The organism is Pedobacter sp. KBS0701 (assembly GCF_005938645.2).
GTDB lineage: Bacteria > Bacteroidota > Bacteroidia > Sphingobacteriales > Sphingobacteriaceae > Pedobacter.
Genome location: NZ_CP042171.1, coordinates 5,690,794 through 5,712,505, shown reverse-complemented (window position 1 = coordinate 5,712,505; position 21,712 = coordinate 5,690,794). Strand labels below are relative to the sequence as shown.

The window sequence follows — 21,712 nt, the reverse complement described above, 5'->3', positions numbered from 1 at the left end:
AAAGTTCATTTTTGTGTTTTCGCTCACTAATGAATCATTAAACTAATACGTTTCACTATCTGGCGGGATACCATAATCGATAAACTTTTTGTCCTTTTTTTCTTTCTTTTTGCCAAACCAACCTTTAACCGAGTTAAAAATGGCTGACAAGTGTTCTGCATCTAATGATTTACCTACTTTTCCTGAAATCAATCCCACAGCCGCTTTAGTTAAAAACCCGGCACCTCTGAAAATGGTTTTATTCATCACCATCGGCAAAAGCAATGACATTGCCGTACCACTGATATTTAATTTTTCGTCTGCTTTGAACAGATTATTAGGGGTGGCATAACGCTTAATCAACGCACCAAGCGTAAACTGCTTAAAGAAAGTTTTTGTATCCGATTTAAGCATATTCTGCTTAAGCGTATATTCAACCTTAAGTTCTAATTTTCTAGCCTGCAGGTCTTCTAAGTTTCGGATGTCTTTATAGCTTCTCATCTTCCTCCTTATCTGCAAGTTTATCAAAGTATTTTCTAATTGCTACATTGATAATTGCTTTTTCAATGTATTTGTCTTTGGTCAAATAAACAATTATCGCCAGTAAAATATAGAACAAGGAAACACAGCCAAAGCCTCCTGCATAACTGCCTAAAAGGTCTGATACATACAGCGCCAAAGTTACAGAGCCAAACAAAAAGGCTAAAATAAAGCAAACTATAACTGCAGTACTAGTTACCAGATCGGCAAAAATTTTCGATGCTTTTTCTACAATATAAAGCCTGGTATACTCTACCCTGGCCTCTAAAAAACCCTTGGCATCGTCTACAAGATCTTCAACACTTTTATCTTTATTCTCCTGCATAATTCAGATGAGATTTAGCCGGACCAATACCCGGCCATGCAATATTTATTTATTAGGCGTGCTCTACGTCGTCGCTATATTCTTCTTCTACGCTTCTCAATTTGGTTTTAATCGAGCTTACAACTTTATCTTTCAGGCTAGCCAGATTATTAATCTCATCTGCAGCTTTATCTTTGATAGAATCGCCCAGATCTTTTAACGATTGGCTTAGTTTATCACGGGTTTCATCACCTTTATCTGGTGCGAACAAAATTCCTAGCGCTGCACCTGCAGCTAATCCTGCTAAAAGCGCAACTACAACTTTTGAGTTATCATTCATAATCAATTTATTTTAAGGGTTAACAATTATGTACAATATAAAATTACTACATTATTTGTTGTTAAGTTATATTATAACTCACTATGCTCATCATTTGTTTTAATTCTTTCCAATCTTTCTGATGCAAGTGTACTGGTTTCGTAAATCTTAACCAGCAATATAAAATAAGATAACAGCAGCGGACCAAATACAAGGCCCAATATTCCGAATAAAGGGATACCAATAATTACGCCAATTACTGTAATTATGGGATGAATATTGCCAACTTTTTTTGCGATGATAAACCTGAGCACATTATCGATATTGATAATGACTACAAAACCAAAAATAAGCATGGCCCAGCCAGCAAAATTATTTCCGTTTGCAATCTGCAATATCGCAGCAGGAACAAAGACAACAGGAGGACCTAAAACAGGAACAAAAGAAATAAATGTTGTAATTACCCCCCAAAACACCGGGTCTTTATAACCCAATACATAAAAAGAGAGTCCCACGAGCGAACCTTGAACGAGGCAGATCAGGCCTTGTCCCAATACATTTGCATAAGTGGTATTTCTCATTTCATCGCCAAAACGAAGGGCATTCTGCTCCCTGAATGGCGCATATTTAATCAATGAAAATTCGAATCTTTCGCGCTCTATTAACATAAAGTAGAGTAAAAAGTACATCACCAGTAAGCTTAATACAATATTTACTGCACTTGATATTAAAGACGGAAAAAGCTGAGTGGCCCAATTCCCTAAACGGTTTAATCCTTCCTGAATCAGATCCTGGTTGATTTTAAATGGAATGAGGTGCTGTAATTTAACCAGTAAGTTCCTGAAAAAAACCTCATTGTTCCTCAGTTCCGAAATTTTGCTAATAACCATACTACTTAATGCATAAAAAGGCATTACAATAAGGATGATAGAGATGGCAATAAGGAAAATAGCGGCTACTCTTCTGTTCCAGCCATTATTTTCTGCTAAATAGATATAGGCTGGCCGCATTATCGTATAAAGTACCAAAGTACTTAAAATGGCGCTAAAAATACTTTGCAAGGAATATGCAATTAACACCCCAAGCGCAATAATAATAACCAGGTTAATGTTATTGCGTTGTTTATAAGAGAATACTGACATTTTTAGATAATAGGATTAATCTTTAAATGCTAAAATGGCTGATTTTGTTTTCCTTATTTAAAATTTATTGTCCATCACCAACGTCAATAAATTTAATTTTATTGTACAATGTTTTTCTGTCGATATTTAAGATTTTTGCAGCCTTGGTTTTATTAAAATTAACCGCTTTCAGCACTTCTAAAATAGCGGAATATTCAGCTTCTTTGGCAGCATTTCGTAAACTAACTGATTGATCATGATTTAATATTAGTGGCAAAAAAGGCGCTTTTTTTCCGAACGGTGTTTTAGCATAATCAGTCCTTCCAAGCTCAAACGGTAAAACATGAGTTTCTATCCAATCACCATCAGTTAATAAAGCAATACGCCTGATTACATTCTTCAGCTCGCGTACATTACCCGGCCAATTGTATGCTAATAAGCATCTCTTCACTTCATCAGAAAAGCCTTTAATATTCTTATTCAGTTCTTTGTTTACTGTGGCCAGAAAGTGCCCGGCAAAAATAAGGATATCATTATCCCGGTGTTTTAATGAAGGAACATGTATAGAAAATTCATTAAAGCGGTGGTATAAATCTTCCCTGAATGCACCCTTTAAAATCGCTTCTTTTAAATTTTCATTTGTAGCTACAATAAGCCGCACATCCAGCTCAATTTCCTTTGTACTTCCAATACGCTTTATTTTCCGCTCCTGAACAGCCCTTAGTAAAGTTGCCTGGATCTCATACGACAAATTACCGATTTCATCAAGAAATAACGTACCACCGTTAGCCTGCTCAAAGTGACCAATTTTAGTAAAAGCTGCTCCGGTAAATGCTCCCTTCTCGTGTCCAAAAAATTCACTGGCGGCTAAATCTTTAGTTAAAGAGCCACAATCCATAGCGATGAAAGGCTTTTCGCTACGCGAACTATTTAGGTGAATGGTTTTAGCAACGCATTCTTTCCCAGTCCCACTTTTCCCCGTTAAAATAACGGTATACCCTGTTTTTGCAATGAGCTGGATTTGTTTTAATAACAAAGCAGAACTCTCACTCTCCCCATTTATATATTCGGGGCAATTTAAAACATCTGAAATGACATTGCCACTAATACTTTCAAAGTTTTCAGGAGATTTTAGTACTCCCTGGGTTTCCAGGGCTTTATTTATGGTATTTAAAATTTCATCCGGGTAGAGCGGCTTCACAATATAATCGTAAGCCCCAAGTTTTATCAATTCTACTGCAAGTTTAATATCCGAGTAACCTGTAATAATAATCACACCTGTTTTTGAATAGTTCTCCCTAATGTGGATTAAAATCTCTTTTCCATCTGTATCATCCAAGCGATAATCACACAATACCAAATCGAAATGCTCTTTTTCAAGGGCTTGTAAAGCCTTTTTACCTGTTGCTACATTCGAAACCTGAAATCCTTTTTTAGTTAAAAATTTGGAAAGCAATAAGCCTAGGCTAATTTCATCGTCAACAATGAGTATCTTTTTCATGAGCAGCGTTATTATTATAAAAACCCATATGCGGCGATAAATGCACAAGGGTTAATAATTAAATAACAAATTACTCAAAAAAATTTGCATTGAAAAGCTTTTGCAACATTTTTGTGATGCAAAAAGTAAAATTAATACTACATCAGTACTACTTTCCAGAAAAATTTGCTTTTCTCTTTTCAACAAACGCTGTTACGCCTTCCTTAAAATCGGCTGTTTCAAAACATTTACCAAATTCTTCAATTTCGGTAGCGTAGCCATTGTTGTCATTTACGGCTGCTATTACAGCCTTTATTGCAGCCGAAATGGCCAGCGGTGCACGTTGCTTAATCGCATTCAGTATTTCTTCAGCCTTACTAATCAGATCAGGCTGCGGAACAACATAATTTACAAGGCCTATTTTTTCTGCCAATGAAGCCGTGATCATATTTGCTGTCGTAATCATTTCTATTGCTTTACCTTTTCCAACCAATTGGGTGAGGCGCTGGGTACCCCCATAACCAGGAATCAACCCTAAAGTAACTTCAGGTAAACCTAATTTAGCATGATCAGATGCAATGCGTATATGGCAGGCCATAGCCAACTCCAGTCCTCCACCCAAAGCAAATCCGTTGATTGCTGCAATAAATGGCTTTGAGGAATTTTCAATAGCATTAAAAACCTGATCGTGACCAAGTTTTGCTAAATCTTCTCCCTGTTTGCCGCTATAATCAGAAAACTCTTTAATATCAGCTCCTGCAACAAAGGCCTTCTCACCTGCTCCGGTTAAAATAACACCTCTTACCTGGTCGGTTTTACCTGCATAAGCAATTACATCCGCAAGTTCTGCCAAAGTATCTTTATTTAAAGCATTTAGCGCCTTTTCGCGATTGATGGTCACGTATAAAATGTTTTCTTTTATTTCTGAGATTAAATTTTGATATGCCATAGCTTAAAAATTTCTGTTTTCTGTTACCCAATCCTGAATATATTGTACAATACTGGCCATTGTGGTACCTGGAGGAAACAGCTCCCCAACACCCATATCTGCCAGTTTCAACCGATCTGCTTCAGGGATAATCCCCCCTCCGGTTAACAACACATCATCTAACTGTTTTTCTTTCATAAAATGAATAATCTTTGGAAAAACTGTCATATGTGCCCCAGATAGAATAGAAATTCCAATGGCATCAACATCCTCCTGAAGCGCTGTATTCACCACCATTTCCGGTGTTTGGCGCAGGCCGGTATAAATTACTTCCATGCCGGCATCTCTTAAGGATGTTGCGATTACTTTGGCCCCTCTGTCATGGCCATCCAATCCAACTTTAGCTACTAAAACGCGGATAGGCCGATTTAATACTTTGCTCATCATTCATATTAAGTTGATGTAAATGTATCAATTTTGGTCCTCAAATTAATCATTAACTAAAACAAGTAGAATTGGACTAATCTTTTTACATTTGCATTCCTAATTTACAGGTTTTTATGAGTGAAGAGAAGTCATTGAACTTTATTGAAGAAATTGTTGAGAACGACTTAAATAGTGGTAAGTATGAAACTTTGGTTACGCGTTTTCCGCCTGAACCTAATGGTTATTTACACATTGGCCACGCGAAAGCAATATGCTTAAATTTCGGACTAACACAAAAATACGGCGGCTATACCAATCTGCGTTTTGACGATACCAATCCGGTTACAGAAAAAACAGAATATGTAAACAGTCAGCAGGAAGATATCAGGTGGTTGGGTTTTAACTGGAAAAATGAATTATATGCCTCAGATTATTTTGATGAGTTATATGGTTTTGCCCTTAAGCTGATCGAAAAAGGTTTGGCTTATGTTGATGAGAGCGCTGCAGATGAAATTGCGGCCTTAAAAGGTACACCAACTGAACCAGGACAGGACAGCCCATATCGTAACCGCAGCATTGAAGAAAATTTAGACATTTTTACGAAAATGAAAAATGGCGAATTTCCCGATGGCGCTTATATTTTGAGAGCAAAAATAGATATGGCCAGTCCGAATATGTTAATGCGCGATCCGATTATCTATCGTATCAAACACGCAGAACATCACCGTACAGGCAACAAATGGTGCATTTATCCAATGTACGACTTTGCTCATGGACAAAGTGACAGTATCGAAAACATTACGCACTCTATCTGTACACTGGAATATGTTTCACACCGTGAACTGTACGATTGGTTTATCGAAAAATTAGAGATTTTCCCTTCTAAGCAATATGAATTTGCCCGCTTAAATCTTACCAGCACGGTAATGAGTAAACGCAAGCTTCTTCAACTGGTTAACGAAAACTTAGTAAATGGATGGGACGATCCGCGCATGCCTACCATTAGTGGTTTGCGCAGAAGAGGCTTTACACCAAAGAGCATCCGCGAGTTTTGCGAACGTATTGGCATTGCCAAACGCGAAAACTTAATTGAGCTAAGTTTATTGGAATTTTGTATCCGCGAAGATTTAAACAAAACGGCTAACCGGGTAATGGCGGTTTTAGATCCGATTAAACTGGTGATTACGAATTACGAAAAAGGAACTGAAGATTTAATCGGCGAAAATAATCCTGAGGCTGAAGATGGTGGTGGCACGCGTGTGATCCCTTTTAGCAATGAACTATGGATAGAACGTGAAGATTTTATGGAAGTGCCGGCAAAAAAATGGTTCCGCCTGGCTCCTGGTGCAATGGTTCGCTTAAAGTTCGCCTATATTGTTAAATGCGAAGATTTTGTGAAAGATGAAAACGGAAATGTTACTGAAATCCGTTGTACTTACATTCCCGAATCGAAAAGTGGAAACGACACCAGCGGCGTAAATGTTAAAGGAACCATCCATTGGGTAAGTGCTCCACATGCCAAAACTGCTGAAATCCGTTTATATGATCGCTTATTTACTTCAGAAACACCAGATGCAGAAGAAGGCGACTTTAAAGATTATTTAAATCCTGAAAGTTTAACGGTATTGCCTAATGCTTATATAGAGCCGGCATTAGCTGATGCAGATTTAGATGGCCGTTATCAGTTTATCCGTAAAGGTTATTTCTGTTTAGATAAAGATTCTACAGCCGATAAATTGGTTTTCAATAGAACAGTAACACTTAAAGATACATTTAAGAAGCCAAACTAGTTTTTTGCTTTTTTACCACAGATAGGCACAGATGAACACAGATTAATGTGATTTGTCTGTGCTTTTTTATTAGCTCACTGGTTCATTAGTCATTGGTGACTTATGCGCTAGATAATCCCATCATCCATTTTACATCTTCCATTATTTTTTCCATCATTAATAGCAAAGAAGTGGCATAATGTAGGCCTAACAGGTTATTTTGCTCCTAAATCTCAGACCTCCGCATTTCTGATTTTTAATCTCATTCCATCATCCCTCTTACATTGTCCATCTTTTAATACTTCGTATATACATTATACAGTACCAATATATCTACTGGTGTTAAGGTCGGCGTAATATCACTCTGGATAAAATGGATTTTGAAAGCGGTAATTGCTGCTGGCAGATTGCTTGTATCGTAACCGATATACTTTAGTGCCATTTCGGTATTAAAATCTGCTGGTGGGTTTTTCAGCACATCATCATACCAATAACCAAAACCTTTATCGGCCATTTTTTTCCAGGGGAAGTTTTTTGGATCGTTTTTACGTTTAGGTGCAATATCAGCATGGCCGATAAAATTTGCAGTAGGGATCCCGTAATTTTTCTTTAAAGTAACCAACAACTTTAACAAGCTGTTGATCTGAGCATCAGGCCAGGGATCTGTTAAGCCGTTATTATCCAGTTCAATGCCAATTGATGAAGAATTCAGGTCGGTATCTTTTCCCCATTTACTTACACCAGCATGGTTTGCACGTAAATAATCATTAACCATGTGCACTACTTTTCCATCGCGACCAATCACATAATGCGCACTGGTACCTGCTTTAGTTGAGAAAAATGTTTTTATAGTTTGTGCCAAACTATCCTGAGCGGTATGGTGAATCACCACAAAATTTGGCTTACGTATCCCAAAATTTACAGAACCAATCCATTCCTGGTTTGTTGGTCCTAATGAATCGTAAAGTTGACCAATTGGTGGCGTGGTGTTGATTATTTTCGAAAAACCCTTTGCCTTTTCCTTATATATTTTTTCTGTTGCGGCGTATTTGCTGCTTCCGCAGGCAAATAGAATAAGTACAATGGAAAAGGCGAAAATAGATAATGATTTTGATGACCTGGAAAATAACATGGTATGAATTGTTAGCAAGTTGAAGTTACAAAGTTATCTTAAACTTCGCCCAATGCATCAAACTTTATACAAAGCTTTCAAAATTTACTAATTTAGCGGCCATATACTTTAATATGAAGAATTTATACAAATCAGGCCTATTTTTATCTGCAGTAGCCATCTCTGTAGGCGCTTTATCGTCTTGTACCGGCAATAATAAATCTAAGGATGAAAAAGCTATAGTAGTACAAAAAGATAGTCTGATCAATTATGTTGCTCAACGCCTGCCTATTTACGAAAGGGTAAAATTAACCACCAATATTAATGAGTTAAGTGTTAACGACCGTAAAATTTTGCCTTTATTAATTCAGGCAGCAGAAATTATGGATCAATTATATTGGAAACAAGCCTACCCGCAAAGAGATAGCTTGCTCGCAACCATTAAAGATGAAAAAACACGCGATTTTGTTAATATCAATTATGGCCCGTGGGATAGATTAAATAATGATAAACCTTTTGTCGCAGGTGTTGGCCCAAAACCGGAAGGAGCATCTTTTTATCCATACGGAATTACAAAAGAAGCCATAGAGAAATCGGACCTTGCTGATAAGTTCGGGGCATATTCTGTCGTTCAAAAAGACAGTACTGGCAAATTATCAACAGTACCCTATCATGTATTGTATGCTGCAGAGTTACAAAAAGTAAGTTCTTTGTTAAAACAGGCCGCTCTGATTGCTGAGGATGCCGGCTTAAAAAAATATTTAAACTTAAGGGCCGATGCTTTGGTAACAGATAATTTTACTGCAAGTGATTATGCCTGGCTGGATATGAAAAACAACGGTCTGGATATTATTATCGGCCCGATTGAAAATTACGAGGATAAGCTGTTTAATGCCCGCACCAGTTACGAAGCTTATGTTTTAATCAAAGATAAAGAGTGGAGCAAACGCCTGGCGAAGTATGTAAAAATGCTTCCCGAATTACAGAAAAACCTGCCCGTTGCAGCAAAATACAAAGCAGAAACGCCCGGAACTGACTCTGAATTAAATGCTTATGACGTGGTTTATTATGCGGGAGACTGTAACGCGGGATCGAAAACCATCGCCGTTAATCTCCCGAATGACGAAAAAATTCAACAGGAAAAGGGCACGCGCCGTTCGCAGCTGAAAAATGCAATGCAGGCGAAATTTGATAAAATTTTAGTGCCGATTTCAAAAGAGCTGATCGACACAGATCAACAGCAATACATTAAATTTGACGCTTTTTTTGCAAACGTAATGTTCCACGAAGTAGCACATGGCTTAGGGATTAAAAAAACCATTACCGGAAAAGGCTTTGTACGTGCCGCATTAAAAGAACAATATAGCTGGCTGGAAGAAGGCAAAGCCGATATTTTAGGTTTATATATGGTAACCGGCTTACTTAAAAAAGGTGAGTTAAAAGGTGATATAAAAGATTATTATACCACATTTATGGCTGGCATTTTACGTTCAGTTCGCTTTGGTGTTTCTGAAGCACACGGAAAAGCGAATATGCAGTGCTTTAATTATTTTCAGGAAAAAGGAGCTTTTGAGCGTACGGCTAAAGGCACTTACAAAGTAAACTTCGAAAAATTTGCTACAGCTATGAATGATTTAAGTGCATTTATTCTTACGCTTCAAGGTAATGGCGATAAAGCCGCAGTAGAAAAAGCACAAAAAGAAAAAGCGGTTATCCATACAGAACTTCAAACAGATTTGGAACGGTTGACTAAAAAGAATATTCCTGTTGATGTTGTTTTCGAACAAGGCGTTGATGTACTTGGGGTAAAATAAAAGATTCACTTTTACTCAGGAATTTAAAGCCATAGATGTGCAGGTACGAACTTGTTATCTATGGCTTTTTTAGTTTGATTCATTGGTCATTGGTTAATTTATGAGCAAGGGTTAATTTTTTAAACTGTTTAATTGATTAACTGACAGGGTCCATTAAAAAGTTCTTTACCAATAGCAAAGAAGGATCATCATTCTCGCACAGGCGGAAATCTTAATGCTACCTAAAACCCTACCACGGCATTAAGATTCCCAATCGAGTTGGGAATGGCGATGCCTTAACAGGCATGTCATTTATATTGATCTATACAATAAATTAATCCTCACCATGACGACCATATTGGAGTTACAGTGTAATTTATTCCTGACTTCAGACTCCCAACTTCGGACTTTTTTTAAATCCTTGTAACCTTTTTAAAAAACGGTCGTCTTACTTATAACACAATCATGGGAACCTTTCGTTTCCGGACTAAACTTTAAAATAAGAAGGCAATTAAATTGAAAGCGCATGTACATGCGTTATAGAAAGCTTTTTGCCCATTTTTTTAAGAATAAACACCTAAATATGAAAACACTATACAAAATAATATTAACCCTTACACTTCTTTTAAATGTCACAATAGGTTTTGCGCAAACAAATGCTAAACCGAATATTAGTGGGGTAATTTTAGATGAGACCAAAAAACCTGCAGATTATGTTACCGTCGTACTCTTTAAAGCATCAGATTCCAGCGTGGTTAAAACAGCATTTACCGATCCAAGCGGAAAATTTAATTTCAATGTTTCGGGTAAGGGGAGCTATTATTATAAAGCCAGTAACATGGGTTATAAAACGCTTAGAAGTAAAACCATTGTTTTAACAGAAGATAATCAAAAAGTAGATTTCGGAACGGCACAGCTTGTTGCAAGCACTCAAAACTTAAAAGAAGTGAATGTAGCGATAACCAAGCCATTAATCGAAAGAAAAATGGATAAAATCGTGATGAACGTTTCCAATAGTTCGATTATGACAGGTTCAACCGCGCTGGAAATTTTACAAAAAGCACCAGGCGTAACGGTAGATCAAAACGATAAAATTTCGATGATGGGCAAACAGGGTGTCTTAATTCAATTGGATGGCAAGCAAACTTATATGAGTAGTGCCGATGTAGCCAACCTGCTACGGAATATGCAGAGTTCAGACATAGAAAGCATTGAGTTGATTACCAATCCATCTTCCAAATATGATGCTTCAGGTAATTCAGGAATTATAAACATCAAAACGAAGAAAAACAAAAATGGCGGAACAAATGGCAGTATAAACGGATCTTTAGGATATGGTAAAAACCTAAGGGGAAATGCAGGTTTAAACCTGAACCACCGTACACAGAAACTTAATCTTTTTGGCAACTACAACTATGGCAAGTTTGAGCGTGATAATCTGATCTCTATCGACCGGATTTCGAATGGTACACCCGATATTTACTTTATGCAGGTAGGTGAGAGCAAAAGAAAACAATATAACAATAACCTTAAAGCAGGCTTAGACTATTTTATCGATAAGAAAAACACTATTGGTATATTGGTAAATGGATATTTCAACCATGGCACCGAAGCTTCCGCAAACAATACTTTAATTGGTCCGTCTTTTCAAAGAGCAGATTCCAGCCTGATAACCAACTCATTGCAGGCAAACAAATACAATAACGTTTCTTATAACTTAAATTATAAATCTGTTCTGGATACTGCGGGTTCAGAAATTTCGGCAGATGTAGATTATTCCAAATACAAAGGAAACGATGGTTCTAATTATGAAAACGATTATCGGTTTCAAAATGGAGACAGAATCCGCCCGGTCATATATACCAGGAACAGCACCCCTTCGATTATTGACATCAAGGCATTTAAAATCGATTATAACGTTTCGCTAAACAAAACGGTTAAACTTGAAGCCGGGGTTAAAAGCAGCTGGGTTAAAACGGATAACGATCTCCAGGCTGAAGTGTATGTAAATGATTTGTGGAAGAATGATGTTAAAAGAAGCAATCAATTTGTATACGATGAAAATGTAAATGCGGCTTATACCAATATTAACAAACAGTTTAAAAATACCAGTGTACAGATTGGTTTAAGGGTTGAGCAAACCAATTCGAAAGGAAATTTAATTACTAAAAATACCGTTGTGGAGCGAAATTACTGGGATTTCTTTCCAACGTTATTTGTTCAGCAAACGCTTTCAAAAAACAATCAGTTAGGGTTTTCTTATAGCAGAAGGATAGACCGCCCCAGTTATGATGCTTTAAATCCATTTATTTATTACTTAGATGAATTTACCTATAGCAAAGGGAATCCATTTTTAAACCCACAGTATACACACAATTTTGAGCTCAGTTATACCCTGTTGCAAAAGTATATGCTCTCTATAGGCTATAGCAGGATTAACGATGTAATTGCTGAGGTAATTTTGCCAGATGCAGCAAATCAATCTTTATATCAAACCAATGCAAATATTGCCATAAACATCAGCTACAATGCCAATTTAAATATACCCGTTCAGCTTACGAAATGGTGGCAGACCAATAATAACTTAAATGTTTTTTATCTCAGTTTTGAAGCACCAGACCTGGCCGGGAGTGCTTTAAAAACCGGAAAAACATCTTTCCAATTTAAATCGCAGCAAACCTTTACCATTATGGACGGTTTTACAGCGGAAATAAACGGTAGCTACGAATCGCCGCTGGATTATGGAACGCTAAGTTTAAAAGCCCGTTACTATATTGATGCAGGTTTGAGCAAATCGCTGTTTAACAAAAAAGCAAGTTTGAAGCTGGCCTTATCAGATGTATTTAATATGTCTGAAAATAATTTATCAAGCGCCTATCCTGGTTTAACCTACTCGTTACATCAAAAAAATGAAACACGCATTGGCAGAATCAGCTTTACTTACCGTTTTGGCAAAAATGAGATTAAACCTGCCCGTAGACGCTCAACAGGTACCGAAGCAGAACAGGGAAGGATGAAGAATTAGGGGTGATTTTTATGGTCATTTCTGGCGCAGTGGAGAAATATTTGGACTATATTAAAAGATTTCTCCATTTCGCTGCACTTCAGTTGAAATGAAGATCCGACTATAACTCTCCCTTGATCTGTTCCCAATCAATCCAATTGTATATATATGTAAATATTTGAAAATCAAACTATTAAACCTTTTTAAGAAATCTGTTGAGTATAATATTTCGACAATTACTCAGATAAAAGACTTTTTTGGAATCTATTCAGAAAAAGGTGGCAGCATTAAGTTAATAGCATTGGTGGAGACACAGACCGAGGAATTGGTTTTTTTAACATTAGTCCAAAATTGACGATCGCCAAGAGACTCAGGACTAATGCTACTCTTCTTCCCTAAAATACACCTTGTAAAAGTTCATCGATTTATCATCGTCGTAACCTTTCTCGATCATGTCTTTATTGCCATGGATATAGATGTGGAAGTTTTTATCCAATTTTAACACACTTTTATAAGCCCGGGCCTGTTTTTTAACGGCAGATTCGGCGATCTCAAAATGATCGGCAATCGGACTTTCAAACTCCTCTTCGTAGTTCTTCTTATAGTTCTTAAACGATTCGATCCCTTCTGCATTACCGATTACCTCATTCCCGAATTCTTCGATATCAAAAGTTTCCTTCTCTTTGAAGTATTTCATCGAACGGTTTAAAAGATCGATTTTATCCGCTTTGCTGATTTCATAATCATCATCCAGTTTCTGCGTCACGAAGTTTTTGTAAACGCCCAAAACGTTATTGGTCTGGTTATAACTATCGTTCCTGATTTTTAATTTAAGAAATTCATCTTTCCAGTAAACAGCAGAATCGTTGCTGCTTTTAGATTGATCCAGCACCACTACCTTATAACCTTCTTCCTTTTCTACATTAAAAATCAAGCAGCCCTTATCCAATTTATTAATGCTGATGGCATCCTGCTCGTAACTCATGTTAAAACCATCCAGCTCGGGGTAAACCTTTAGGTAGGTATCTTTAGTTTCCGATTTAAAAATCCCTAAAACATCCAACTGCTCGCCTTCTATCTGCACTTTTTCGAAATAAGCCACATACAATTCACCCGATTTAATTTTGGGGTGGTTGGCCACATCGTATAAATATTTGGCGAGTTGCTGCGAGTCTTCATGAAAAAGCACATTGTTTTCAAAAATCTCATGTGCAAAATGGAATACTTCGTTCAGTTGTAAATTATCGTTAGGGTGATAAAAACGGTAAACTTCATTAACTTTTTCGAAAGGCTTTAAGAAATACTGCATCAGCAGGTTTCCTAATAATTTATCCTCGATTTTTAACGGGGCATCAGATAATTTGTAATACTCTTCAACCAGTTTATTACCGGTGTGGTGGATGGAAAGTTGTTTAAGCGAAGCCTCGAAAAATGAAATCATGGCAGCAAAAATAGTAAAATCATTGGTTAACCCCTTTCAAAATTCAATCATTCAATCAATGGCTCACTCAATCATTTTTTAATATAAACCTCTGCCCTATGCAAAAAGCTTTTCTCCTGTAGTGCGGCTTCTACCTCATTTATGGCTTTCATCAGGTTATTTTCTGTATTTGTAATCTCTGCTGTGGCTTTAATAATCACTTCCCAAACCGGTTCCATGGTTGACAGTAGCGTTTTGCCCTTTTCGGTAAGTTCTACCAGGCGTTTACGGGTATCAATCTTATCCTTTTTAGAACGGATGAGTTTCTCTTTCTCCAGTTCCTTTAACAAACTGATGGTAGAAGGATGGGCATAACCGATTTCATCAGAAAGAGAAACGACGCTCATGGTCGATTTTTTATATAAAGTATACAGCACCGGGAACCATTTAGGTTGAAAATCGATTCCGAATGCTTTGTAAATCAATAATCCGTCCTTACGGATCTGGTCGCTGAGCCGTTGTAAACGTGTAGAAATGGCGAGTAAGCCAGAAGCATCAATTACATTTTGTTCCATTAAACAGATTTTAAATCCAGACCATAAAACACGTTGTCTACAGCCATGCGGGGAAAATAAACCGGAAGATCTTCCATAACCACTTGTTTAAATCCATTACGTTCGTAAAAGCGGCAGGCAGCCTGCAATATATTTTTGGTACCCAAATATACCTTATCCAGGTTATTATCTGCGCAATATCCGATAAGGGTTTTTAATAAAGCCTGCGCTACCCCAAGCGCTTTTCCACGGAATTCTTTTTTAACAAACATCTTTCTGATGGCACCGGCATGATGATCGGGTTGTGCAATTAAGGCAATGGTACCAATAAGTTCGCCGTTTAGCCTGGCACCCCAGAATGCGCCTCCAGTACCATCGTAATTTTTTTCGATATCCAACAAATCGGGTTGTGCAGCCAGATCGATAGCTACATTAAATTCTATTTGTTGTATGGGCAGGATCAACCCGATAATCGCTTCACAGAATTGATTATCTAAACGTTCAATTTTAAATTCTTTTTGCATGGCTAATTATTATAAAACAAATATATGTAGTTAACTACATATATTGCAAATACATATATTATTTCTTCATCAAATTTGATGCTGGATGATTTAGAAAAGTTTAAGCTTAACAGGAGCTAACGGCTACTTTTTAATTTATTGATGAAATCAATGATCTTTTGATCGGCATAATTTGCGACACCTTCATGTCTGAATGATAGCCTGCCCTGCTTATCAAAAACAACAGTTGTAGGCAAGGCACCGGCAAATACTTTTTCCGGAATATCACTTTCTTCTTTATAGATTGGCATTGTGTATTTGCGGTCGGACATAAACTTGCCCGATTTAGCAAAATCTCCGTCAGCATCAGCAAAAATGAATACTACATCTTTATCGTCTTTAAATTGTGTGTAAAGCTTGTAAATCGAAGGCATTTCGGCCCTGCACGGCGGGCACCAGGTTGCCCAAAAGTTGAGGAAAATAACTTTGCCTTTTAAATCGCCAAGATCAATGAGATTCCCTTTTACATCTTTAAACCGGATCCCATTGAGACTTGCAACATTTTCTTTTGGCGTTTCAACGTTGGGTTTATAAAAACCAATCTCCATCAAGCCTTTAATCAAAAATGCTTTTGCATCGGGTACAAAAACAATTACCAATAGGAAAATGACAAATAAAGTATTGAATATATTTTTCCTGATAAATTTCATTGGTGATTAGTTTTAGTCTCAAACCTTTGCGAAAATTGTTGGTTAGTGCACTTATAAAAGTAATGTTACTTTTCAAATATATATAATTGCTCAGGAATTACTACTTTTGACCTGTTGAAAAAGCATAGACTAAACATTCAGAAATATTTATCGGCATTTATGCTGATCGTATTTGCTATTGCTTTAACTCCATGGAGTGTATTTCACCATCATAGTCCTCTTCCTGTTGTGGAGAAAGAGGTCAACTGTAAACATGTTAGCCACGTACAGGCTCATGGCGATACCTGTTTAATCTGTAATGCTAGTTTTGAAAAAAACTATGTGCAAACACACCACATTTATAGGATTTTTTTATCAGCTAAAATCTTTAACCGTACCGAACCTACGTTAAAGAATGCTTTTACCGAAATAAAGCGTACCTGCTTACGCGGCCCTCCTTTAGCTTAATTTTTTCATTTCTAAGCGCAAGCGCGCTAAACCAATTTTTATTTACATGAAACCTAAACCTAGCTTCAAACAGGCTATGTATCGGGCTTTCTGATCATTTTTATTTATACCCAACACATGAAAAAATTACAGCTTATCGGCTTGGTAATGCTATTTACGTTATTAAGCAGCACTGTTTTCGCTGCCGTTTTAAAAGATATAAAAGGCAGGGTTATTGATGCCAGCACAAAACAAACTTTACCAGGGGCAACCATTTTTATTCCGGATTTAAAGGTTTCGGCCGTAACTAACAATGATGGAGAATTTACTTTAAACAACCTTCCCTCAAAAGGGAGTTACCTGGTAGAAGTACATTACGTAGGCTACAAAACCGCTACGCAAGTGGTAAACTTTGCCAGCGCAGCCGGTTTAGAATTTTCTTTACAACCTACTGCAATAGAAACAAAGGAAATCGTAATCACAGGAAGTTTAATCAGTAGTACCAGCAAACGAAATAGTGCTTCGTCGGCGATAGTAGGCAAAGATCAGTTATTGCAGCCTTCTACCAATTTAATAGACGCATTAACTAAAATCCCCGGAGTATCGCAGATCACTACCGGACCTTCTATTTCCAAACCGGTAATAAGAGGTTTAGGCTACAACAGGATTGTAACTTTAGATGACGGAATTAAACAACAGGGCCAGCAATGGGGCGACGAACATGGCATCGAAATCGATCAGTTTAAATCAGACCGAATCGAAGTTTTACGTGGCGCAGCATCATTAATTTATGGTTCGGACGCATTAGGCGGTGTAATTAACTTATTAGAGCCTAGTTCAGCACCAGAAGGACAGATAAAAGGTGAATTTATTAGTAACTACTCTACCAACAACGGACTTACCGCCAACTCCTTAATGTTAAACGGTAACGAAAACGGTTTTGTTTGGAGAGCCCGTGGAACCTATAAAAATGCTTATTCTTTTAAAACGCCTACAGGTTACTTCCCAAATTCTGGCTTTAACGAAACCGATTTAAGTGGTATGGTGGGGTTAAATAAAAGCTGGGGTTATACCCACTTGAACGTTTCAAGTTTCCGCAACAACATTGGTTTTTACGAGCCAACCTTAGATGACAACGGAAATTTTGTTAAAGAAGATGGTAGTGCATTTACCAACGATGATTATAAAAACCGTACTTTAGAATATCCACGTCAGGATATCAGGCATTATAAAATTGCGTTGAACAACAATTTTATTTTGGGTAATGGCAATTTAAAAGCTGATTTTGGCTATCAGCAGAACCAACGCCGAGAGTTAGACGGACCAGACCCAGCTTTATTCTTCGATCTTAAAACGTACAATGCAGATCTGAAATATTATATCCACGAAACCAATGGATGGCAACCCGTTTTTGGTATAAGTGTAGATGATGGCCATAGCCAAAATAAAGGAACAGAGTTTTTAATCCCTGCTTACAATACTTTTGGTTTAGGCGCTTTTGCTTACGCAAAGAAAAACTGGGAAAACAGTACATTTAGTATTGGTGCCCGTTACGATTTTAGAAAAAATAACGGAAAGCAACTTTTTGATGATGGCGAAGAAAAATTTGCACCGTTTAAAAACAAGTTTTCTAATGTAAGCGGCGCATTGGGTTTTACGCATCAATTTACTGATGAACTGAACTTTAAAGCCAATGCAGGTTCGGCTTTCCGTGCGCCAAACCCGGCAGAGTTAGGTTCGAATGGCGTGCATGAGGGTACATTTAGATACGAGGTGGGTAACTCTGCCTTAAACCCTGAACGCAGTTACCAGGTAGATGCTGCTTTAGAATATGAAGGAAAAATTGTGAGCGCAAGTGCAAGTATCTACAACAACTATATCCACAATTACATTTACGCATCTACCAATGGCGAACAAAGAGTAGCTGATGGTACACTTTATGACGTTTACCGCTACGGACAGGTAAATGCCAATCTTTATGGTGCTGAAGCCAGTTTAACCATTCACCCGGTGCCGTTTATCCATTTCGAAAATACTTTTGGATACGTTCACGCACAGAACAATACCCTAAACAGACCGCTTTCATTTATTCCTGCCGGAACATTGAGAAATGAGTTGCGTTTCGAGCCTAAACTTAAAGGCACAAATGACGCCTATCTTTCTGTAGGGATCAACTCGGCATTTAAACAGACCCGCGTGGATGATGTTTTTGAAACGCCAACCAGCGGTTATACCTTATTAAATGCTGGAATCGGTGCTACATTTAATTTGGGCAAACAACCAGTTAAATTATCGGTTTCGGCTAATAACCTGTTAAACCAGAAATATTATGATGCTTTAAGCAGGTTTAAACCAGGTCGTTTTGATCAGGAAAACCTGAATTTAGGCGTTTACAACCCTGGCAGAAACATCACTTTCGGATTGTATATCCCTTTCACTGTGGTTAAATAAATTCATTAATTTCATTTCAACCAAAAAGCGGAGCTGATCGAAGAGATCACTCCGCTTTTTGGTTAATACAGTACCGTCGTCATTTCGAGCGGAGTGAAACGAAGTCGAGAACCCGAAGGCTCTGCGAAGCAAAATCTATCAAGATAGATCTCTCCGTTCCGCCACGCTTCAGTCGAGATGACGACTCTTTTATTGAAGTCTGGTTGAATACCCTGAAATGAATTCAGGGTAACGGCACATTCAATTATTTCTTAAACGTTTCCCTTTTGGCCCTTACGTACTGGTTTGGCCATTCCGTATTGTCGCCTAATACCTGTGCTGCATGTGTTGGGAAATAAGCATCACGTAACGATTCGCGGGCAATGAAAATCAAATCTGCTTTTTCCTGCTCCAAAATTTCTTCTGCCTGGTGCGCCTCAACAATTACACCTACTGCCCCCGTATAGATGCCGATTTCATTTCTGATTTTATCTGCAAAAGGAACCTGATAATTTGGTCCGGCTGGGATAAAGGCATCAGGCACATTTCCACCCGAAGAAGTATCAATTAAATCTACACCCCGATCTTTTAATACCGCAGCCAACTGCAAAGAGTCATTTTCGTTCCAGCCACCTTCTGTCCAGTCGGTTGCCGAAATACGGACAAATAACGGCAGGCTTTCAGGCCATACCGATTGTACCGCCTCAACCACATCAATGACTAAACGGATCCGGTTTTCGAAACTTCCACCATAAACATCATTGCGTTTATTACTCAGCGGACTAAAAAATTCATGCAATAAATAACCGTGTGCCGCGTGAATTTCTACCACTTTGTAACCTGCATCCAAAGCGCGTTTTGCTGCTGCCCTGAAAGCAAAAACAATATCCTGAATTTCTGATATCGTTAATTCGTGTGGTTCAACCTGTCCTTGTTTAAAAGGAATTGGCGATGGACCAACAGGCTTCCAGCTGTTTTCGCCGTCGGCAATCTGTTCGCCACCATTCCATGGCACCTCACAACTGGCTTTTCTGCCCGCATGTGCCAGTTGTATACCTGCGATAGCACCATTATGATGAATAAAAGAAACAATCTGTTTCAGTTTTTCTACATGTTCATCTTTCCAGATCCCCAGATCGGCATAAGTGATTCTTCCATCGGCGGTTACTGCAGAAGCTTCCTGGATAATTAAGCCTGCACCACCAACAGCACGACTTCCCAAATGCACCAGGTGCCAATCGTTAGCAAAACCGTCAACAGCAGAATATTGGCACATCGGTGAAATCACAATTCTATTTTTTAAGGTTACATCCTTTATGGTAAAAGGAGAAAATAATTTAGACATATCTTGTTTTGTTTAACCGCAAAGGACGCAAAGTTTTTTCGCAAAGAAATTGAAGACCTTAACCTTTGCGTATTACTTCTTTTCTTTGCGGTTTAAGTTTAAAAACCTGCGTGCTGCAGTTCGGTATTAATGAACTGAATTTCTTCAGCGTTTAATTTTACGTTAATAGCTTCTGCATTTTGTACAGCCTGCTTTTCATTCCTTGCGCCAACCAAAGCAATGGTTATGCCTGGGCGTTCAATCGTCCAGCGTAACACCAACTGAGATAAGGTAGCATTTTTCTCATCGGCCAACGGTTTTATTTTAGCCAAAAACGCATTTGTTTTTTCGATACTTTCAGGTGAGAAAAATTTGTTTCCCTGGCGGTGATCGCCTTCTTCAAATTTATAATCAGCAGTCATTTTTCCAGTCAGTAAACCGCGCTCCATCGGACTATAAGCTAGAACAGATTTATTTTTTTCGATGCAATAAGGAACAGTTTCCGCTTCAACACCCCGGTTTACCATGCTAAATGGGATCTGGTTAGAAACAATTTCTAAAGTTTGATCTGCTTCTTTTAATTGCGCTGCATCATAGTTGCATACGCCTGCATAACGCACTTTACCCTGTTCAATCAACCTGCTCACCGCTTCAAAAGTTTCGCTGATCGGTGTGGTTACATCTGGCCAATGGATCTGGTAAAGATCTATATAATCGGTTCCCAGACGTTTTAAAGATTGCTCACATTCGTAAATCACACTTTCTTTTCCGGCGTATTTATAAATATCGATCTCCTTTCCATCATTGTTTTTACTCTTAAAGCCGAAATCACCTTTGGCAAGATCCCAGCGCATCCCGAATTTGGTTACCACTTGTAATTTATCGCGTGAAATACCTTTTATGGCATCGCCTACAATTTCTTCACTATCCCCCTGACCGTAAATTGGTGCGGTATCAATTGAAGTAACCCCTAAATCGTAACCGGCTTTAATGGCGTTAATTGCATCGTTTCTATCTGTACTTCCCCACATCCAGCCACCAGCAGCCCATGCGCCAAATGTGATTACTGAAAGCTCTAAATCTGAATTTCCAATTTTTCTGTATTCCATAAATTATTTTTTAATGATTTTATCAACCGCATAACTGTTATGCGGTAAGTATGCGAGTAACACCGATAAAAATGCCACATGGATGAGTTGAGAAGGCAGTGCCTCCCAATTCTCTATTATTGTTGTTCCGAAGATCAGCGCTAACGAAACCACTCCTGCAAATAATAAGCCTTGCCTGGTAAATAACCCCAGGATAATCATTAAGCCTACAATAAATTCGGCAAATGGCAAAATATAACTGAAGGGAATAACCCATACATCAGGCAAATACGATTTCGAAAATTGCACGACCATCCAATGGCTAAAACCTGCAAGTTTTGGTAAACGAACCAAACCATGTCCGAAAAAACTTAAACCAATTGCTAAGCGGCTTAGTAGATATGCCCATTTAATATCCATATTATATCGATGTATTACAAACATACAATCTCCATATTAAGGATGTTTTAATGCAACAATGAT

At 37.9% G+C, this 21,712-nt stretch carries 20 protein-coding genes; 5 read left to right on the top strand and 15 right to left on the bottom strand.

Annotation, left to right across the window (positions count from 1 at the left end; translation table 11 throughout):
- Nucleotides 1-42: 42 nt before the first annotated feature.
- The 7 genes from FFJ24_RS23200 to FFJ24_RS23170 form a co-directional block, all read right to left on the bottom strand.
- Nucleotides 43-480 (bottom strand): hypothetical protein, encoded by a 438-nt coding sequence (locus tag FFJ24_RS23200; protein WP_138819490.1) that lies wholly within the window; start codon nt 478-480, stop codon nt 43-45.
- Nucleotides 467-844, bottom strand: coding sequence for a phage holin family protein (locus FFJ24_RS23195; protein WP_138819489.1), 378 nt, complete (start codon nt 842-844; stop codon nt 467-469). The genes FFJ24_RS23200 and FFJ24_RS23195 overlap by 14 nt, the downstream gene beginning before the upstream one ends.
- 52 nt (nt 845-896) lie before the next feature.
- Nucleotides 897-1,163, bottom strand: coding sequence for a YtxH domain-containing protein (locus FFJ24_RS23190; RefSeq protein WP_025142262.1), 267 nt, complete (start codon nt 1,161-1,163; stop codon nt 897-899).
- Nucleotides 1,164-1,234: 71 nt separating this feature from the next.
- A complete protein-coding gene (locus tag FFJ24_RS23185; RefSeq protein WP_138819488.1) occupies nt 1,235-2,284 on the bottom strand; it encodes an AI-2E family transporter in 1,050 nt (349 codons plus the stop codon).
- Nucleotides 2,285-2,348: 64 nt separating this feature from the next.
- Complete coding sequence (locus tag FFJ24_RS23180; protein ID WP_138819487.1) at nt 2,349-3,764, bottom strand: sigma-54 dependent transcriptional regulator; 1,416 nt, start codon at nt 3,762-3,764, stop codon at nt 2,349-2,351.
- A 148-nt stretch (nt 3,765-3,912) separates the two neighbouring features.
- Nucleotides 3,913-4,692, bottom strand: coding sequence for an enoyl-CoA hydratase/isomerase family protein (locus FFJ24_RS23175; RefSeq protein WP_138819486.1), 780 nt, complete (start codon nt 4,690-4,692; stop codon nt 3,913-3,915).
- A gap of 3 nt (nt 4,693-4,695) precedes the next feature.
- On the bottom strand, nt 4,696-5,118 hold the full coding sequence (locus FFJ24_RS23170) for a cobalamin B12-binding domain-containing protein (protein ID WP_246862687.1): 423 nt from the start codon (nt 5,116-5,118) through the stop codon (nt 4,696-4,698).
- 113 nt (nt 5,119-5,231) lie between these two features.
- Here FFJ24_RS23170 and FFJ24_RS23165 point away from each other — a divergent pair, with 113 nt between their 5' ends.
- Nucleotides 5,232-6,887 (top strand): glutamine--tRNA ligase/YqeY domain fusion protein, encoded by a 1,656-nt coding sequence (locus FFJ24_RS23165; RefSeq protein ID WP_138819485.1) that lies wholly within the window; start codon nt 5,232-5,234, stop codon nt 6,885-6,887.
- Nucleotides 6,888-7,161: 274 nt separating this feature from the next.
- Here FFJ24_RS23165 and FFJ24_RS23160 read toward each other — a convergent pair whose 3' ends face one another.
- Nucleotides 7,162-7,998, bottom strand: a complete 837-nt coding sequence (locus tag FFJ24_RS23160) for an N-acetylmuramoyl-L-alanine amidase (RefSeq protein ID WP_138819484.1) — start codon at nt 7,996-7,998, stop codon at nt 7,162-7,164.
- 113 nt (nt 7,999-8,111) lie between these two features.
- On the opposite strand from FFJ24_RS23160, the gene FFJ24_RS23155 reads away from it, so the two are divergent.
- The gene (locus FFJ24_RS23155; protein WP_138819483.1) at nt 8,112-9,791 is read left to right on the top strand and encodes a Zn-dependent hydrolase; all 1,680 of its coding nucleotides are present in this window, start codon (nt 8,112-8,114) and stop codon (nt 9,789-9,791) included.
- A gap of 562 nt (nt 9,792-10,353) precedes the next feature.
- On the top strand, nt 10,354-12,795 hold the full coding sequence (locus FFJ24_RS23150) for a TonB-dependent receptor (RefSeq protein ID WP_168202539.1): 2,442 nt from the start codon (nt 10,354-10,356) through the stop codon (nt 12,793-12,795).
- Between the two features lie 361 nt (nt 12,796-13,156).
- On the opposite strand, the gene FFJ24_RS23145 is transcribed toward FFJ24_RS23150, so the two are convergent.
- The 4 genes from FFJ24_RS23145 to FFJ24_RS23130 form a co-directional block, all read right to left on the bottom strand.
- On the bottom strand, nt 13,157-14,215 hold the full coding sequence (locus FFJ24_RS23145; RefSeq protein WP_138819481.1) for a nucleoid-associated protein: 1,059 nt from the start codon (nt 14,213-14,215) through the stop codon (nt 13,157-13,159).
- 71 nt (nt 14,216-14,286) lie between these two features.
- Nucleotides 14,287-14,769, bottom strand: a complete 483-nt coding sequence (locus FFJ24_RS23140; protein WP_138819480.1) for a MarR family winged helix-turn-helix transcriptional regulator — start codon at nt 14,767-14,769, stop codon at nt 14,287-14,289.
- Nucleotides 14,769-15,272 (bottom strand): GNAT family N-acetyltransferase, encoded by a 504-nt coding sequence (locus FFJ24_RS23135; RefSeq protein ID WP_138819479.1) that lies wholly within the window; start codon nt 15,270-15,272, stop codon nt 14,769-14,771. The genes FFJ24_RS23140 and FFJ24_RS23135 overlap by 1 nt, the downstream gene beginning before the upstream one ends.
- Before the next feature lie 116 nt (nt 15,273-15,388).
- Entirely contained in the window at nt 15,389-15,961 is a 573-nt protein-coding gene (locus tag FFJ24_RS23130) for a TlpA disulfide reductase family protein (RefSeq protein WP_138819478.1), read from the bottom strand.
- A 114-nt stretch (nt 15,962-16,075) separates the two neighbouring features.
- Here FFJ24_RS23130 and FFJ24_RS23125 point away from each other — a divergent pair, with 114 nt between their 5' ends.
- Together FFJ24_RS23125 and FFJ24_RS23120 are read left to right on the top strand one after the other, a co-directional pair.
- The gene (locus FFJ24_RS23125; RefSeq protein ID WP_138819477.1) at nt 16,076-16,408 is read left to right on the top strand and encodes a hypothetical protein; all 333 of its coding nucleotides are present in this window, start codon (nt 16,076-16,078) and stop codon (nt 16,406-16,408) included.
- Between the two features lie 117 nt (nt 16,409-16,525).
- Nucleotides 16,526-18,838, top strand: coding sequence for a TonB-dependent receptor (locus FFJ24_RS23120; protein ID WP_138819476.1), 2,313 nt, complete (start codon nt 16,526-16,528; stop codon nt 18,836-18,838).
- A 244-nt stretch (nt 18,839-19,082) separates the two neighbouring features.
- On the opposite strand, the gene FFJ24_RS23115 is transcribed toward FFJ24_RS23120, so the two are convergent.
- From FFJ24_RS23115 to FFJ24_RS23105, 3 genes are all read right to left on the bottom strand, one after another.
- Nucleotides 19,083-20,162, bottom strand: coding sequence for an NADH:flavin oxidoreductase/NADH oxidase (locus FFJ24_RS23115; RefSeq protein ID WP_138819475.1), 1,080 nt, complete (start codon nt 20,160-20,162; stop codon nt 19,083-19,085).
- Nucleotides 20,163-20,260: 98 nt separating this feature from the next.
- Nucleotides 20,261-21,250 carry an aldo/keto reductase gene (locus FFJ24_RS23110; protein WP_138819474.1) on the bottom strand — a complete coding sequence of 330 codons (990 nt, stop codon included), beginning with the start codon at nt 21,248-21,250 and terminating at the stop codon, nt 20,261-20,263.
- A 3-nt stretch (nt 21,251-21,253) separates the two neighbouring features.
- A complete protein-coding gene (locus tag FFJ24_RS23105; protein ID WP_246862686.1) occupies nt 21,254-21,673 on the bottom strand; it encodes a DoxX family protein in 420 nt (139 codons plus the stop codon).
- Between the last annotated feature and the right edge of the window lie 39 nt (nt 21,674-21,712).